This window comes from Klebsiella sp. KE9456 (assembly GCF_043832615.1).
GTDB classification, from domain to species: domain Bacteria; phylum Pseudomonadota; class Gammaproteobacteria; order Enterobacterales; family Enterobacteriaceae; genus Klebsiella; species Klebsiella indica.
In genome coordinates, this window is record NZ_JBDYQK010000008.1 from 181,373 (window position 1) to 196,078 (window position 14,706).

General features: G+C 54.2%; 16 protein-coding genes. 11 read left to right on the forward strand and 5 right to left on the reverse strand.

The features are described 5' to 3' along the window. Positions 1 to 8: 8 nt before the first annotated feature. From ABK821_RS10465 to hisP, 3 genes are read left to right on the forward strand one after another with little or no spacing between them, the layout of a single operon-like run. On the forward strand, positions 9 to 695 hold the full coding sequence (locus ABK821_RS10465; protein WP_138361396.1) for a histidine ABC transporter permease HisQ: 687 nt from the start codon (positions 9 to 11) through the stop codon (positions 693 to 695). Further along, positions 692 to 1,408, forward strand: coding sequence for an ABC transporter permease (locus ABK821_RS10470; RefSeq protein ID WP_138361395.1), 717 nt, complete (start codon positions 692 to 694; stop codon positions 1,406 to 1,408). Before ABK821_RS10465 ends, ABK821_RS10470 begins: the two co-directional genes overlap by 4 nt. 7 nt (positions 1,409 to 1,415) lie before the next feature. Then, entirely contained in the window at positions 1,416 to 2,189 is a 774-nt protein-coding gene (gene hisP, locus ABK821_RS10475) for a histidine ABC transporter ATP-binding protein HisP (protein WP_138361394.1), read from the forward strand. 567 nt (positions 2,190 to 2,756) lie between these two features. Here hisP and ABK821_RS10480 read toward each other — a convergent pair. The 3 genes from ABK821_RS10480 to yfcG all read right to left on the reverse strand — a co-directional run bounded on the left by ABK821_RS10480 (position 2,757) and on the right by yfcG (position 4,727). Next, positions 2,757 to 3,650, reverse strand: a complete 894-nt coding sequence (locus ABK821_RS10480) for a TIGR01777 family oxidoreductase (RefSeq protein ID WP_138361393.1) — start codon at positions 3,648 to 3,650, stop codon at positions 2,757 to 2,759. Positions 3,651 to 3,669: 19 nt separating this feature from the next. Further along, positions 3,670 to 4,032: a dihydroneopterin triphosphate 2'-epimerase gene (gene folX, locus ABK821_RS10485; protein WP_138361392.1), complete on the reverse strand. Its 363-nt coding sequence runs from the start codon at positions 4,030 to 4,032 to the stop codon at positions 3,670 to 3,672. Positions 4,033 to 4,097: 65 nt separating this feature from the next. Beyond that, entirely contained in the window at positions 4,098 to 4,727 is a 630-nt protein-coding gene (yfcG, locus tag ABK821_RS10490; protein WP_343178238.1) for a GSH-dependent disulfide bond oxidoreductase, read from the reverse strand. Between the two features lie 199 nt (positions 4,728 to 4,926). Between yfcG and yfcF the strand changes: the two genes are divergently transcribed. Genes yfcF through yfcD form a run of 3 tightly spaced genes read left to right on the forward strand, consistent with a single transcriptional unit; the run spans position 4,927 to position 6,792 of the window. Beyond that, positions 4,927 to 5,571, forward strand: a complete 645-nt coding sequence (gene yfcF, locus ABK821_RS10495) for a glutathione transferase (protein WP_343178239.1) — start codon at positions 4,927 to 4,929, stop codon at positions 5,569 to 5,571. A gap of 56 nt (positions 5,572 to 5,627) precedes the next feature. Further along, on the forward strand, positions 5,628 to 6,179 hold the full coding sequence (gene yfcE / locus ABK821_RS10500) for a phosphodiesterase (RefSeq protein WP_138361389.1): 552 nt from the start codon (positions 5,628 to 5,630) through the stop codon (positions 6,177 to 6,179). Between the two features lie 58 nt (positions 6,180 to 6,237). Next, the gene (gene yfcD / locus ABK821_RS10505) at positions 6,238 to 6,792 is read left to right on the forward strand and encodes an NUDIX hydrolase YfcD (protein WP_138361388.1); all 555 of its coding nucleotides are present in this window, start codon (positions 6,238 to 6,240) and stop codon (positions 6,790 to 6,792) included. 163 nt (positions 6,793 to 6,955) lie between these two features. Here the strand turns inward: yfcD and ABK821_RS10510 are convergent, their stop codons facing one another. Further along, positions 6,956 to 7,975 (reverse strand): LacI family DNA-binding transcriptional regulator, encoded by a 1,020-nt coding sequence (locus ABK821_RS10510; RefSeq protein ID WP_343178240.1) that lies wholly within the window; start codon positions 7,973 to 7,975, stop codon positions 6,956 to 6,958. 238 nt (positions 7,976 to 8,213) lie between these two features. On the opposite strand from ABK821_RS10510, the gene ABK821_RS10515 reads away from it, so the two are divergent. The 5 genes from ABK821_RS10515 to ABK821_RS10535 all read left to right on the forward strand — a co-directional run bounded on the left by ABK821_RS10515 (position 8,214) and on the right by ABK821_RS10535 (position 12,193). Continuing rightward, positions 8,214 to 8,657 carry a PTS sugar transporter subunit IIA gene (locus ABK821_RS10515; protein ID WP_138361386.1) on the forward strand — a complete coding sequence of 148 codons (444 nt, stop codon included), beginning with the start codon at positions 8,214 to 8,216 and terminating at the stop codon, positions 8,655 to 8,657. 78 nt (positions 8,658 to 8,735) lie between these two features. Beyond that, positions 8,736 to 9,008: a PTS sugar transporter subunit IIB gene (locus ABK821_RS10520; RefSeq protein ID WP_138361385.1), complete on the forward strand. Its 273-nt coding sequence runs from the start codon at positions 8,736 to 8,738 to the stop codon at positions 9,006 to 9,008. Between the two features lie 20 nt (positions 9,009 to 9,028). Further along, positions 9,029 to 10,420, forward strand: coding sequence for a PTS ascorbate transporter subunit IIC (locus ABK821_RS10525; RefSeq protein WP_138361384.1), 1,392 nt, complete (start codon positions 9,029 to 9,031; stop codon positions 10,418 to 10,420). Next, positions 10,417 to 11,247: a transketolase gene (locus tag ABK821_RS10530; RefSeq protein WP_138361383.1), complete on the forward strand. Its 831-nt coding sequence runs from the start codon at positions 10,417 to 10,419 to the stop codon at positions 11,245 to 11,247. Before ABK821_RS10525 ends, ABK821_RS10530 begins: the two co-directional genes overlap by 4 nt. Next, complete coding sequence (locus ABK821_RS10535) at positions 11,240 to 12,193, forward strand: transketolase family protein (protein ID WP_142502325.1); 954 nt, start codon at positions 11,240 to 11,242, stop codon at positions 12,191 to 12,193. The genes ABK821_RS10530 and ABK821_RS10535 overlap by 8 nt, the downstream gene beginning before the upstream one ends. Positions 12,194 to 12,301: 108 nt before the next feature. Here the strand turns inward: ABK821_RS10535 and pta are convergent, their stop codons facing one another. After that, positions 12,302 to 14,443 (reverse strand): phosphate acetyltransferase, encoded by a 2,142-nt coding sequence (pta, locus tag ABK821_RS10540; protein ID WP_138361381.1) that lies wholly within the window; start codon positions 14,441 to 14,443, stop codon positions 12,302 to 12,304. Positions 14,444 to 14,706 lie beyond the last annotated feature (263 nt).

Consider the following 14,706-nt stretch of genomic DNA (forward strand, 5'->3'; position numbering starts at 1 on the left):
AAGACAGCATGCTGTACGGGTTTTCTCAGGTTATATTTCAGGGCGCGCTGGTCACCCTTGAGCTGGCGTTAAGTTCGGTTGTTCTGGCGGTGCTCATTGGTCTGGCAGGCGCCGGGGCCAGACTTTCCAACAATCGTGCGCTGGCGCTAATTTCTGAAGGTTACACCACCTTAATCCGCGGCGTACCCGATCTGGTGCTGATGCTGCTGATTTTTTACGGATTGCAGATTGCGCTTAATAGCGTGACAGACGCACTTGGCCTGGCGCAATTTGATATCGACCCGATGGTGGCGGGGATTATCACACTGGGCTTTATTTATGGCGCCTATTTCACCGAAACTTTTCGTGGCGCCTTTCTGGCGGTGCCGAAAGGCCATATCGAAGCAGCGACAGCTTTTGGCTTCAGCGGCGGGCAAACCTTTCGTCGCATCTTATTCCCGGCGATGATGCGCTTTGCGCTGCCTGGAATAGGCAACAACTGGCAGGTGATCCTCAAGGCCACCGCGCTGGTTTCATTGCTGGGACTCGAAGATGTGGTGAAGGCGACGCAGTTGGCTGGTAAAAGTACCTGGCAGCCTTTCTATTTCGCTATCGTCTGCGGCCTGATTTATCTTGTATTTACCACGGTTTCCAATGGTGTGCTGCTGATGCTCGAACGCCGTTATTCTGTAGGCGTGAAGAGGGCTGACCTGTGATTGAAATTATTCAGGAGTACTGGAAATCCCTGTTGTGGACCGATGGCTACCGGTTTACCGGCGTGGCGATTACGCTCTGGTTGCTGATTTCTTCGGTGGTGATGGGAGGCATTCTGGCGGTTTTTCTCGCTATTGGCCGTGTCTCAAGCAATAAATACATTCAGTTTCCTGTCTGGCTGTTTACCTACATTTTTCGTGGTACGCCACTGTATGTGCAGTTGCTGGTGTTCTATTCAGGGATGTACACGCTGGAAATCGTCAAAGGAACAGAACTGCTGAACGCGTTCTTTCGCAGCGGCCTCAACTGTACGGTGCTGGCGCTGACGCTAAATACCTGCGCGTATACCACGGAGATTTTCGCCGGAGCGATTCGCTCGGTGCCAGCCGGAGAGATTGAGGCGGCGCGGGCGTATGGTTTTTCAGCGGTCAAAATGTATCGCTGCATTATTTTGCCTTCCGCGCTACGCATCGCTCTGCCTGCATACAGCAACGAAGTGATTTTGATGCTGCACTCCACCGCGCTGGCTTTTACCGCTACGGTGCCGGATCTGCTGAAAATCGCCCGTGATATCAACTCGGCAACTTACCAGCCGTTTACCGCCTTCGGTATTGCCGCTGTGCTGTATTTAATTATCTCGTATGTGCTGATTAGCTTGTTCCGCAAGGCGGAAAAGCGCTGGCTGCAGCATATCAAACCCTCTTCGACGCACTGAGAACGCCATGTCCGACAATAAATTAAATGTAATCGATCTGCATAAACGTTACGGCGAACAGGAGGTGCTGAAAGGCGTCTCGCTGCGGGCGGAAGCCGGGGACGTAATCAGTATTATTGGTTCATCAGGTTCCGGTAAAAGCACCTTTTTGCGCTGTATTAACTTTCTCGAAAAACCCAGTGAAGGCACGATTGTCGTTAACGGGCAAAATATTGGCCTGGTTCGTGATAAAGATGGCCAGTTGAAGGTTTCAGACAAGAACCAACTGCGTCTGCTGCGTACCCGACTGACAATGGTGTTTCAGCATTTCAATCTCTGGAGCCACATGACGGTGCTGGAAAACGTCATGGAGGCTCCGATTCAGGTGCTGGGATTGAGCAAACAGGACGCGCGCGACAGGGCGGTGAAATATCTGGCAAAAGTGGGTATTGATGAGCGCCAGCAGAGTAAATACCCGGTACACCTTTCAGGTGGCCAGCAGCAGCGCGTTTCCATTGCTCGTGCGCTGGCGATGGAGCCGGAGGTGTTGCTGTTTGATGAACCGACATCGGCCCTCGACCCGGAACTGGTGGGCGAGGTATTGCGTATTATGCAACAGTTAGCGGAAGAGGGGAAAACCATGGTCGTGGTGACTCATGAAATGGGGTTTGCCCGACATGTCTCTTCACACGTGATTTTCCTTCATCAGGGGAAGATTGAAGAAGAAGGGCATCCCGACGAGGTCTTCGGTAACCCAAAAAGTCAGCGCCTGCAGCAGTTCCTGAAAGGTTCGTTGAAGTAGTCATGCGGGTCAGTTAAGGGGCCGTCAGCCGGAGTGCGCGGTTCGGTTAAGTGGCGGTCAGGCGAACGCCTGAGGCGATTTTGAGGCTGACAATAGCGTCGGTTTTTTATGCGCTACAGCGGCGGGAGAGTTACAGCTTCAGCTCAGATTGCTGATAACGCGCGTTCTTTTCGCATTGCCCGGCGGCGCTTCGCTTGCGCAGGCCTGCGTGGAATACATAACTTTATGATATTGCTGGTTTTGTAGGTCGGGTAAGGCGTGATCCGCCACCCGACACGAAAACGGCACAATATGTGATGCCGGTTTGTCATCAGCGTTAGCCCAGGCTCACCGCAAGGGGGCCGTGCATCTGGAAACCTGGCGAGAACGCAGGCCCGCACCCATAACTGGCCGCCAGGTGAAGCCGGTCACAGGCGGTGGATATAACGAAGACCCTCGTATTTCTAGTGAACGGAACAGGCCACTAAGCTAAAAATGGGCGAAAACTAAACATATGCCATTTTCGCCTAACCCACTGCAAAAACGATTGCTGCTGGATAACGTTCCGACCAAATGAGGGGCGTTGAACTAGCTCAGCACATCGGCCAGGGCTTCATCCAGCTCATACCAACGAAAGCCAAATCCGGAGGCTTCAAGCCGTTTTGGCAGCATGCGCTGACCGGTGAGCACCAGCACGGAAGATTCTCCCATCAGCAGCCGGATAGCCGCAGCCGGGACGCGGAAGATCGCCGGGCGGTTCAACGCATGACCCAGCGCGTGGGCAAACTGTTCGTTGCGCACCGGGTAGGGAGCGACCATATTAAACGGGCCGCGCAGGTCATTATCCAGTAGCCACAAAATGCCGTTGACCATATCGTCAATGTGGATCCACGCCATGTATTGTCTGCCGCTGCCAATCGGGCCGCCGAGGCCGAGCTTAAACGCTGGCGTCAGTTTGGCCAGAATACCGCCTCGCGGCGCCAGCACGATGCCGGTGCGCAGCAGGCAGACCCGGGTCTGCTCGTTTTGCGCTTCACAGGCGATCTGCTCCCAGCGGGCGCACAGTTTATGCGTAAATTCGTTATGCGGCGGCTCTTCTTCGGTCACCACCACTTCGCCGAGGTCGCCGTAATATCCGGCAGCGGAACCGCTAATCAGCACCGCTGGCGGCGTGTCGCTGGCATGAATCAGCGCGACCAGTCTTTGCGTGATATCCCAGCGGCTGTGGCACAGTCGCTGCTTTTGCTCTGCCGTCCAGCGTTTATTGGCGATAGGTTCGCCAGCCAGGTTAATGACGGCGTCAACGCCGTTGAGATTTGTCTGCCCTTCGAAATCGCGCCACAGAGTGACGCGCGAATCGAGCCGGGTTTTCGCCTTTTCAGGGCTGCGCGTTGAAACCGTTACGTCATGCCCCAGCGCTAATAGCCGGGGGATAAGATGTCGGCCAATCAGGCCGGTGCCACCAGTAAGCAGAATTTTCATACTGCCTCCTAAGATGCGCTTACCGTCGCCAGCTCATGGTCATGGATACTGAATCGGCATAGCGCAATGCGTACAGTTTATCGATCTCTACTTCAGCATAGGTAACCCAGTGATGTTCGCATGCGATATTGAGCACATCCTGCGTTAATTTTTCCAGCAGGGAGAAGCGGTTATTCTCAATATGGCTAATGATGCGCTTGGTGATCGTGCGGTAGTTCAACGCATCATTAATATCTTCGCTGTTGCGGGATTTATCCGCCGGGTAGTGGATAGCGACGTTGACCACCACATCCTGGCGGTTGGCGATTTCTTCTTCTTTAATTCCAATAAAAGTACGCAGGCGCAGGTTCTTAATTCGAATAATGGCGTCTGGTTGAGACATTGCAGGCTTCCTCCGTGTAGTAATTTCCGCAATCATACATCAAAGCAGCGCTGGCGAGCAGAGGGTTAATTGGCTTGTATTTTCATGAGCACTTCAACGGTGGCAGGACGCTGGCGAATACGCTCGAACCAGTTGTGTACTGCCGGGAAATTTGCCAGATCGATGCGCTGACGCTGATGGGCATTAATCCACGGCCAGCAGGCAATATCGGCGATGCTGTAGTGGTTTCCGCCAAGCCAGGGACTCTCTCCAAGACGTCGGTTGAGGACGCCATACAGACGTTGCGTTTCCACCTGATAGCGCTCAATGGCGTAGGGAACCGCCTGCGGGGCAAAATGATTAAAGTGGTGATTCTGCCCGAGCATCGGCCCCAAACCGCCAACCTGCCAGAATAGCCATTGCAGCGTAACGTGACGCTCGCGAAGTTCACCGCTCAGTAGCTTGCCGGTTTTTTCTGCCAGATACAGCAGGATCTCTCCGGATTCAAACAGGTTTAACGGCGCACCGCCGTCGGCGGGGGCGTGATCAACGATCGCCGGGATCTTGTTATTCGGTGAGATAGCGAGAAATTGCGGACGAAACTGTTCTCCCTTGCTGATATCTACCCGAATCAGGCGATAGGCTAGCTGCGCTTCTTCGAGGAAAAGCGTGATTTTATTGCCATTGGGGGTGGGGGCATAGTAAAGATCGATCATGGCATCTCCCGCCGTTATTGCGCGCAAACTTTTCGAGTATAGGCGAAGGCGCCCGATTTGGCTGACGTGCCGGGTCTGTTATCGATTTCACCTCTCTCAAGTGGTTCAGGCAGAATCCTTATGGCGGCGTCGGTGACATCCTCTGAAAGACAGGATATGTTGATTCTTGTACCCTGACCTATTCGCTATTGAGGACACCATGAACCAGCCCGTCATTACCCTGTGGTCTGATGCCGATTTTTTTTCGCCGTACGTGATGTCAGTATATGTTGCGCTACGGGAAAAAAGCCTGCCTTTTACGCTGAAAACCGTCAATCTTAATTGCGGAGAACACTTACAGAGCGGCTGGAAGGGGTACTCTGCGACCCGTCGCGTCCCGTTGTTGGACGTCGACGCGTTCTCCCTGAGTGAATCCTCCGCAATTACTGAATATCTGGATGAGCGTTTCGCGCCGCCGGAGTGGGAGCGACTTTATCCGCATGACCTGCAAAAGCGCGCGCGGGCGCGTCAGGTGCAGGCCTGGCTCCGTAGCGACCTGATGCCGATTCGTGAAGAGCGTCCGACGACCGTGGTGTTTGCCGGCGCGAAGAAACCGCCGCTGAGTGAAGCCGGACGGAGAAGCGCTGAAAAATTGTTTGAAATCGCCAGCGGCTTGCTGGCCCACGGCCAGCAGAATCTGTTTGGCGAATGGTCTGTTGCCGATAGCGACCTGGCGTTGATGATCAACCGGTTGGTCCTGAACGGCGATGATGTCCCTGGCGCGCTGGCTGACTACGCCGCTTTCCAGTGGCAACGGGCGTCGGTTCAGCGCTTCCTCACACTGTCGGGCAAACATGCTGGCTGATAAGCCCTGGCAGTTCCGCTATTATAGGCGCATCGTAATGCGTGGAGATGGAATGTATGAAGCTGATGTTTGCATCGGATATCCACGGCTCTCTGCCCGCAACTGAGCGCGTTCTTGAACTGTTCGCACAACGCGGTGCGCAGTGGCTGGTGATCCTTGGCGACGTGCTGAATCACGGGCCGCGTAACGCTCTGCCTGAAGGGTATGCCCCTGCCCGGGTTGCGGAGAAGCTAAATGGCGTAGCGGAACGGGTGATTGCCGTGCGCGGCAACTGCGATAGCGAAGTTGATCAGATGCTGTTGCATTTCCCCATTACCGCCCCCTGGCAGCAGGTATTGAGCGCGCGAACGCGCCTGTTTTTGACGCACGGGCATCTGTATAGCCCGGATAATTTGCCTCCGCTTGCCGCTGGCGATGTGCTGGCTTATGGTCATACTCATATTCCGGTTGCCGAGAAGCGCGACGACATTTTTCTCTTCAATCCCGGCTCGGTCAGCATCCCTAAAGGGGGATTTGCCCCCAGCTACGGCTTCCTGAATGGGGGGCAATTGCAGGTTTTAGCACTCGATGATAATCAGGTTATTGCAGAGGTCGCGATTTACCCGTAATTTACCCCTCAACCATATAGACGCGCCGCGAGAGCGCTTTAAAAAGTAAGGTTTTCTGATGGCGGAACAGAATCATTTGGCAAGCACAGAGTGGGTCGATATTGTTAATGAAAACAATGAAGTGATAGCGCAATCCAGCCGTGAACAAATGCGTGCGGAGTGCCTGCGTCACCGGGCGACTTATATTGTTGTTCATGATGGGATGGGCAAAATACTTGTGCAGCGTCGTACCGAAACGAAGGATTTCCATCCGGGGATGCTGGACGCGACCGCCGGCGGCGTGGTGCAGGCTGATGAACAAATGCTGGAGTCCGCGCGCCGTGAAGCGGAAGAGGAACTGGGTATTGCTGGCGTACCGTTTGCCGACCACGGTCAGTTCTACTACGAAGATAAACACTGCCGCGTCTGGGGCGCGCTGTTTAGCTGTGTATCACATGGGCCTTTCGCGCTGCAGGAAGAGGAAGTGAGTGAAGTGTGCTGGCTGACTCCGGAAGAGATCACCGCCCGCTGCGATGAGTTCACCCCCGATTCATTAAAGGCGCTGGCGCTGTGGATGACCCGTAATGCCAATAATGAGTCAGCGAAAGCCGAAAAACAGGAAGAGGCGGAGTAGCCGCCGCTACGCATTACTGACAACGTGCGCGCTTTTCGAATCGCCCGGCGGCGCCTGCGCGAGCCTGCATCGCGAATGCTGAAGGTCGTGCAGGCCGCATCAGGCGCAAATGCGAGCACATTATCCGATACCGCTTTGTCATCGGCCGCAGGCGGAGTAGCCGTTAACAGCTGTCCCGCATGCATAATCTGGAGGCGATAGGTTTTCTGTCGCGCCAGTTTCCCTCATTAAGGCGTTCCAGAAGCGTTTTCCCGGCTTCGATGCCAATTTTTTGATGCGGTACCGCCATAGTGGTCAATGGCGGCTGACAGACCCGGCTGACATCGCTATCCCCAAAGCCGACGATGGCTAAATCATCAGGCACTTTGATGTGTCGACGCTGGCACTCATACAGCGCCCCGCATGCCAGCTCATCGGAAACACAAACCAGCGCGTCGAGCTCCGGCCAGGCCAGCACAAATTCCGCGAGCTGTGATGCGCCAGTGGAAAAACTGGCGGGCAGCGCGGCGTTAATTACCCGGTTGGGGGACATATGGTGGCGCAGCATGGCTTTATACCACCCATGTAAATGCTGCTGAAAAATCCACTGTTCCTGATTGGCGCACAGCAGGGCGATATTCTGATAACCGCGGTGGATGAGCATTTCCGTAAGCTCGAACATCGCCGCCACGTAATCAATGCCGATATTCATGTCGATAGGATCGGCGCGCATCGCGCCTATTTCCATCACCGGAATTGAGGCGTTTTTCAGCCAGTGGCGCACCGTATCGCTGTGTTCAACGCTAAGCAGAATGGCGGCGGCGATGTTAGAGGCCAGTAGCGTTTCGAGCAATTTTTCTTCCTGCTCAAGACGGTGCTGCGATTCCGCCAGCATAATTTGATAACCTGCGGGTTGTAATACCTGTTGCAGCCCGGCGAACATTGCTGAGCAGCCCGCCTCTGCAAGATTGGGTACTACCATGGCAATGGTTCTTGAGGAGGCCGATGCCAGCGCGCTGGCGGCAAGATTAGGCATGTACCCGAGCTCCTGCACCGCCGCTTCGATTTTTTCTCGTAGCTTATCGGAAACCTGTTCGGGCGTACGAAGAGCGCGAGAGACGGTCATCGTACCTACACCAGCCAGTTGAGCAACATCGGCGATCGTCACCTTACCGGTGCTACGCCGTTTTCGGGTTAGAGACATACATATTCCTGCTAAACAGACGCTTTTTATTATCATCCATTGCTTCACCTGTCACGGAGTATACCCCTTAAACGGGCTTTTTTAGCGTCTTTTCATGCAACCAACCGGAATTGATAGCGCTATCACAATTTTGCATATTCTCTTTTGGTAGCGCTATCTTTGTGAACTTTATCGCAGATAACTATTGTCCGCTTGCCTACAGTTTGCTCATCTTTTTTGTTAAAAGATGAGGGGAAAAATGCTGAAGACATGGCTCTCAGATGCCACGATTACGCTGCGGCAGAGTGTAGAAAGCTGGCCGCAGGCGCTGGAGATGTGCGCCCGCCCGCTGCTTGCAGCTGGCGTTATTGTGCCTGAATATGTGGCGGCCATTATTGCGCAACACCATCAACTGGGGCCGTATTATGTACTGGCGCCAGGTCTGGCGATGCCGCATGCGCGACCAGAGGAGGGGGCGAAAGGTTTAGGGTTATCGTTACTGAAACTGGAACAGGGAGTGTCGTTTGGCGCCGAAGAGTTCGATCCGGTTGATATTATCATTATGCTTGCGGCACCGGATAAACATAGTCATATCGAAATGATTGCTGACCTCGCCGAACTATTTTCCAGTGAGGCAGATATGCATAAATTACATCAGGCAACGAGCCTGGAGGAGATAAAAAGAATAATCGCGCGCTTCTGACCTGATTTTAATATCTGATTTCTACCCATTACGCGCCTGCGTGATGCGAACGTACTCTACCCAAAAAAGGTGATAACAATGAAAATTATGGCAATTTGCGGTTCTGGCCTGGGCAGTAGTTTTATGGTTGAGATGAATATTAAAAAAGTCCTTAAAAAGCTCGAAATAGAGGCTGAAGTGGAACACTCCGATCTTTCGTCGGCAACACCAGGGGCGGCGGATTTGTTTGTGATGGCGAAAGATATCGCCGCCAGCGCCAGCGTGCCGGAAAGCCAGTTGGTGGTGATTAACAACATCATCGATATTAACGAACTCGAAGCGCAGTTGCGTGCCTGGTTTGCTAAACAATAACTATTTATAGCGAGGCGGATATGTTTATCCTTGAAACGCTGAATTTTGTTGTTGATATTCTCAAAGTTCCCTCAATACTCGTCGGATTAATTGCGTTAATTGGCCTTGTGGCGCAAAAAAAATCTTTTTCCGATGTTGTGAAGGGAACAATTAAAACGATATTAGGGTTTATTGTTCTGGGGGGCGGGGCGACGGTACTCGTTGGCTCGTTGAACCCGTTAGGAGGAATGTTTGAACATGCCTTTAATATTCAGGGCATTATTCCGAATAATGAAGCGATAGTTTCTATTGCCCTTGAGAAGTATGGCGCTTCAACCGCGCTGATTATGGCATTCGGGATGGTGGCGAATATTCTGGTTGCACGTTTTACGCGCCTGAAATACATCTTCCTGACCGGACATCATACTTTCTATATGGCCTGTATGATTGGCGTCATTCTTACCGTGGCGGGATTCGACGGCGTGGGACTGGTATTTACCGGCTCACTGATCCTCGGACTGGTAATGGCGTTCTTCCCGGCCCTGGCGCAGCGCTATATGAAGCGTATTACCGGTACGGATGATATTGCTTTCGGCCACTTTGGCACGCTGGGTTACGTCCTGTCGGGCTGGATCGGCAGCGTCTGCGGTAAAGGCTCGCGTTCAACCGAAGAGATGAATCTGCCGAAGAACCTGAGTTTCCTGCGTGACAGTTCTATCTCTATTTCCCTGACCATGATGATTATCTACCTGATTATGGCGGTCAGCGCAGGGCGTGAATATGTTGAAAGCACCTTCAGCGGCGGTCAGAACTATCTGGTATACGCCATCATTATGGCGATTACCTTCGCTGCCGGGGTATTTATCATTCTGCAGGGGGTTCGCCTGATTCTGGCGGAAATTGTACCGGCTTTTACCGGCTTCTCGGAAAAGCTGGTGCCTAACGCGCGTCCGGCGCTGGACTGTCCGGTGGTCTATCCCTACGCGCCTAATGCGGTGCTGATTGGTTTTCTGTTTAGCTTCCTCGGTGGATTAGTGGGGCTGTTCCTCTGCGGGCAATTTAAGTGGGTCCTGATTCTACCGGGCGTCGTGCCGCATTTCTTTACTGGCGCGACAGCCGGCGTGTTTGGCAATGCCACCGGTGGACGGCGCGGCGCGATGATCGGCGCGTTCGCTAACGGGCTGCTGATCACTTTCCTGCCGGTGCTGTTGTTGCCTGTACTGGGGGCGATTGGTTTTGCCAATACCACCTTCTCAGATGCTGATTTTGGCGCCGTGGGTATTGTGCTGGGGAATCTGGCCCGCTACCTGTCGCCGCTTGCCATTACCGGCCTTGTTGTCGTGTTGTTCGCGCTGCTGGTTGTCTACAACGTGTTGGCGAAAAAGAAATCTGTGGGCGGTAGCGCGCAGGAGAACACCGGAGCTAAATCATGAATGTGAAAGAAGTGACTGAACTGGCGCGTAATATTCGTCTCGCCACCCTGAAATCGCTGACCAATCTTGGTTTCGGGCACTATGGCGGCAGCATGTCAGTAGTGGAAACGCTGGCCGTGCTGTACGGCGCGGTGATGAAAATCGACCCGGCGGATCCGGACTGGCCAGAGCGTGATTATTTTGTGTTATCAAAAGGCCATGCTGGCCCGGCGCTCTACAGTACGTTGGCGATTAAGGGATATTTCCCGATAGAGGAACTGAGTACGCTTAATCAGAATGGTACGCGCTTGCCAAGCCATCCGGACCGGCTGAAAACGCGCGGTGTGGATGCGACGACGGGGTCATTGGGGCAAGGGATTTCTATTGCTGGCGGGATGGCGTTGTCCCATAAGCTGGCGGGACGCGCGAATCGAGTATTTTGCATCGTCGGCGATGGCGAACTGAATGAAGGCCAGTGCTGGGAAGCGTTCCAGTTCATTGCCCACCACCGTCTGAATAATCTGACGGTGTTTGTTGACTGGAACAAGCTACAGCTTGACGGCAAGCTGGATGAAATTATTCGCGCTTTCAACCTGGAAGATAAATTCCGCGCCTTTGGTTTCGATGTTGTTACCGTCAAAGGCGATGACATACCCGGGCTGCTGGCTGCAGCGCAACCCGTTCCGCCGGTGGACGCGCGTCCGCGCGTGGTGATCCTGGACAGCATTAAAGGGCAGGGCGTGCCGTATCTTGAGAAGCTCAGTAATAGTCATCATTTGCGTCTGACGAAAGAGATGAAAGAGACGCTAAACGAGTTCATTCGCCAACGGGAGGCTGAGCATGATTAAGGTTGCACCAGCGGGACAAAAAGACGCAACGGAGATGCGCAAAATTTATGCCGCATTCGTCACCCGGCAAATCGAAGCTGGTCGCCCGATTATCGCCCTCGAAGCGGACCTGATGAGCTCCATGGCGATGGACGGCGTGGCGCGGGATTACCCACAGCACGTCATCAACTGCGGTATTATGGAAGCTAACGTGATTGGCACTGCTGCCGGGTTAGCGTTGACCGGGCGTAAACCGTTTGTGCACACCTTTACCGCTTTCGCCAGTCGGCGCTGTTTTGACCAGCTATTTATGTCACTGGATTATCAGCGCAATAATGTCAAGGTGATCGCCTCGGATGCCGGTATTACCGCGTGCCATAATGGCGGCACCCACATGTCTTTTGAAGATATGGGAATTGTGCGCGGTCTGGCACATTCAGTAGTGCTGGAAGTGACTGATGCAGTGATGTTTGAGGATATACTGCGTCAGCTTATCGATCTTGACGGCTTCTACTGGGTACGCACGATTCGCAAGCAGGCGTCGAGCGTGTATGCACCGGGGTCAACCTTTACCATCGGTAAGGGTAATGTTCTGCGTGAAGGGGATGATATCACTCTGATTGCCAACGGTATTATGGTGTCGGAGGCGCTGGAAGCGAGTCGTCAGCTTGCGCAGGAAGGCGTGAGCGCGGCAGTGATTGATATGTTTACCCTGAAACCCATCGATCGCATGCTGGTGAAAAACTACGCCGAGAAAACCGGGCGTATCGTGACTTGCGAAAACCACAGTATCCATAACGGACTGGGTTCGGCGGTGGCGGAAGTACTGGTGGAAACCTGTCCGGTACCGATGCGTCGCGTGGGGGTAAAAGAACGTTATGGTCAGGTGGGGACGCAGGACTTTTTGCAGAAGGAGTATGGCCTCACGGCGCATGATATAGTCTCGGCGGCACGAGAGCTACTGTAAATAAAATGGCGACCCTGCTATATGGTCGCCATTTTTGCCGGGTCGCGTTTCGCGAATTCGGCCTGTAAAACGATAGACCCGGTCAGCGCTGCAGCCGGGTCTTTTAGCTTACTGCTGCTGAGCAGACTGAATCGCGGTCAGGGCGATGGTGTAGACGATATCGTCAACCAGCGCGCCGCGGGACAGGTCGTTCACCGGCTTACGCATCCCCTGCAGCATTGGCCCGATGGAGATCAGGTCGGCAGAACGCTGTACGGCTTTATAAGTGGTGTTACCGGTGTTCAGATCCGGGAAGATGAACACGGTAGCGCGACCGGCAACCGGAGAGTTCGGCGCTTTGGATTTCGCGACGTCAGCCATAACCGCAGCATCATACTGCAGCGGACCGTCGATCATCAGATCAGGACGTTTTTCCTGCGCCAGGCGTGTCGCTTCACGTACTTTCTCTACATCGCTACCTGCACCAGAGGTACCCGTAGAGTAGGAAAGCATCGCCACGCGCGGCTCAATGCCGAAGGCAGCGGCAGAGTCTGCGGACTGGATTGCGATTTCAGCCAGTTGCTCAGCGGTCGGATCCGGGTTGATCGCACAGTCGCCGTAAACGTAAACCTGTTCTGGCAACAGCATGAAGAACACGGAGGAGACCAGAGAACTACCCGGTGCGGTTTTGATCAACTGCAGCGGCGGACGAATGGTGTTGGCGGTGGTATGCACCGCGCCGGATACCAGACCATCAACTTCGTCCTGTTCCAGCATCAGCGTGCCGAGAACCACGTTATCTTCCAGTTGCTCACGGGCGACGGCTTCAGTCATGCCCTTGTTCTTACGCAGTTCGACCAGGCGGGCAACATAGCTTTCGCGCACCACTTCCGGGTCGACGATTTCGATACCGGTACCCAGTTCAACGCCCTGAGAGGCGGCAACACGGGTGATCTCATCCGGGTTGCCCAGCAGCACGCAGGTTGCGATACCGCGCTCGGCGCAGATTGCCGCGGCTTTAACGGTGCGCGGTTCGTTACCTTCCGGCAGAACAACGCGCTTGCCTGCTTTACGCGCCAGCTCAGTGAGCTGATAACGGAAGGCGGGCGGGGAGAGACGACGGCTGCGCTCGGAGGTGGCGGTCAGGGATTCAATCCAGTCGGCATTGATATAGTTAGCTACGTACTCCTGAACTTTCTCGATACGCTCGTGATCGTCAACTGGTACTTCCAGATTGAAACTCTGCAGGCTCAGAGAGGTCTGCCAGGTATTGGTATTGACCATGAATACCGGCAGGCCGGTAGCAAATGCGCGCTCGCACAATTTGCTGATGCGCGCGTCCATTTCGTAGCCGCCGGTCAGCAAGATTGCGCCGATTTCCACACCATTCATCGCCGCCAGGCAGGCGGCGACCAGCACGTCAGGACGGTCAGCGGAGGTCACCAGCAGAGAGCCGGCGCGGAAGTGCTCCAGCATGTGCGGGATACTACGCGCACAGAAAGTGACTGACTTCACGCGACGGGTATTGATATCGCCTTCGTTGATGATGGTGGCATTCAGGTGATGAGCCATATCGATCGCACGGGTGGCGATCAGATCAAAGCTCCACGGCACTGCGCCCAGAACCGGCAATGAACTCCCGCTTTGCAACTGAGCGGGATCGATCTTCACGACTTTTGCTTTGGAAGAGTCATCGAAGATTTCCGACAGGTCAGGACGAGTGCGGCCCTGTTCGTCAACCGGCGCGTTCAGTTTGTTGACGATAACCCCGGTAATACTGGTGTTTTTTGCGCCGCCGAAACCGCTACGAGTCAGCTCAACGCGCTCTTTCAGTTGTTCCTGCGTATCGGTGCCCTGGGACATCACGAAGACGATTTCCGCATTCAGCGTTTTGGCGATTTCGTAGTTCAGCGACTGGGCAAACTGGTGTTTGCGGGTTGGCACCAGACCTTCAACCAGCACCACTTCCGCGTCCTGAGCGTTGGCGTGGTAGTTGGCGATGATCTCTTCCATCAGCACGTCTTTCTGATTGCTGGAGAGCAGGGACTCGACGTGGCTCATTTTCAACGGTTCTGCGGCCGGAAGGTCGGAGTTCGCGCGAATGATGGTTGTCGTCTGGTCAGGCGCATCGCCACCGGCACGTGGTTGCGCGATTGGTTTAAAGACGCTCAGACGAACGCCCTTACGTTCCATGGCACGGATAACACCGAGGCTGACGCTGGTCAGGCCTACGCTGGTTCCGGTAGGGATTAGCATGATTGTACGGGACACGATATATCCTCTTTCGTTACCGCCAGTATCAGGCGGGATACAAAACTACACCACCAGCTTCCCGTCATACTCAAGTTACATGTGCGTTGGCTTTGTTACTCGGCTCATCCATGAGCCTCTCCCTTACGGGTCGCCGCTACACGGCGTTCAAATCTGTTCCGGACAGATTTGTCGCTCACCCCAGTCACGTACTACTCGTACGCTCCTGGGGATTCTCTGCGTCGCCGCCTTCCTGCAACTCGAATTATTTAGGGTTATAGCTG

What these genes read in the sequence shown, in the direction of transcription:
- ABK821_RS10465 (WP_138361396.1), top strand. Translation starts at nt 9, where the DNA reads ATGCTGTACGGGTTTTCTCAGGTTATATTTCAGGGCGCGCTGGTCACC.
- hisP (WP_138361394.1), top strand. Translation starts at nt 1,416, where the DNA reads ATGTCCGACAATAAATTAAATGTAATCGATCTGCATAAACGTTACGGC.
- ABK821_RS10480 (WP_138361393.1), bottom strand. Translation starts at nt 3,650, where the DNA reads ATGAAAATTCTGCTTACTGGTGGCACCGGCCTGATTGGCCGACATCTT.
- folX (WP_138361392.1), bottom strand. Translation starts at nt 4,032, where the DNA reads ATGTCTCAACCAGACGCCATTATTCGAATTAAGAACCTGCGCCTGCGT.
- yfcG (WP_343178238.1), bottom strand. Translation starts at nt 4,727, where the DNA reads ATGATCGATCTTTACTATGCCCCCACCCCCAATGGCAATAAAATCACG.
- yfcF (WP_343178239.1), top strand. Translation starts at nt 4,927, where the DNA reads ATGAACCAGCCCGTCATTACCCTGTGGTCTGATGCCGATTTTTTTTCG.
- yfcE (WP_138361389.1), top strand. Translation starts at nt 5,628, where the DNA reads ATGAAGCTGATGTTTGCATCGGATATCCACGGCTCTCTGCCCGCAACT.
- yfcD (WP_138361388.1), top strand. Translation starts at nt 6,238, where the DNA reads ATGGCGGAACAGAATCATTTGGCAAGCACAGAGTGGGTCGATATTGTT.
- ABK821_RS10510 (WP_343178240.1), bottom strand. Translation starts at nt 7,975, where the DNA reads ATGTCTCTAACCCGAAAACGGCGTAGCACCGGTAAGGTGACGATCGCC.
- ABK821_RS10515 (WP_138361386.1), top strand. Translation starts at nt 8,214, where the DNA reads ATGCTGAAGACATGGCTCTCAGATGCCACGATTACGCTGCGGCAGAGT.
- ABK821_RS10520 (WP_138361385.1), top strand. Translation starts at nt 8,736, where the DNA reads ATGAAAATTATGGCAATTTGCGGTTCTGGCCTGGGCAGTAGTTTTATG.
- ABK821_RS10525 (WP_138361384.1), top strand. Translation starts at nt 9,029, where the DNA reads ATGTTTATCCTTGAAACGCTGAATTTTGTTGTTGATATTCTCAAAGTT.
- ABK821_RS10530 (WP_138361383.1), top strand. Translation starts at nt 10,417, where the DNA reads ATGAATGTGAAAGAAGTGACTGAACTGGCGCGTAATATTCGTCTCGCC.
- ABK821_RS10535 (WP_142502325.1), top strand. Translation starts at nt 11,240, where the DNA reads ATGATTAAGGTTGCACCAGCGGGACAAAAAGACGCAACGGAGATGCGC.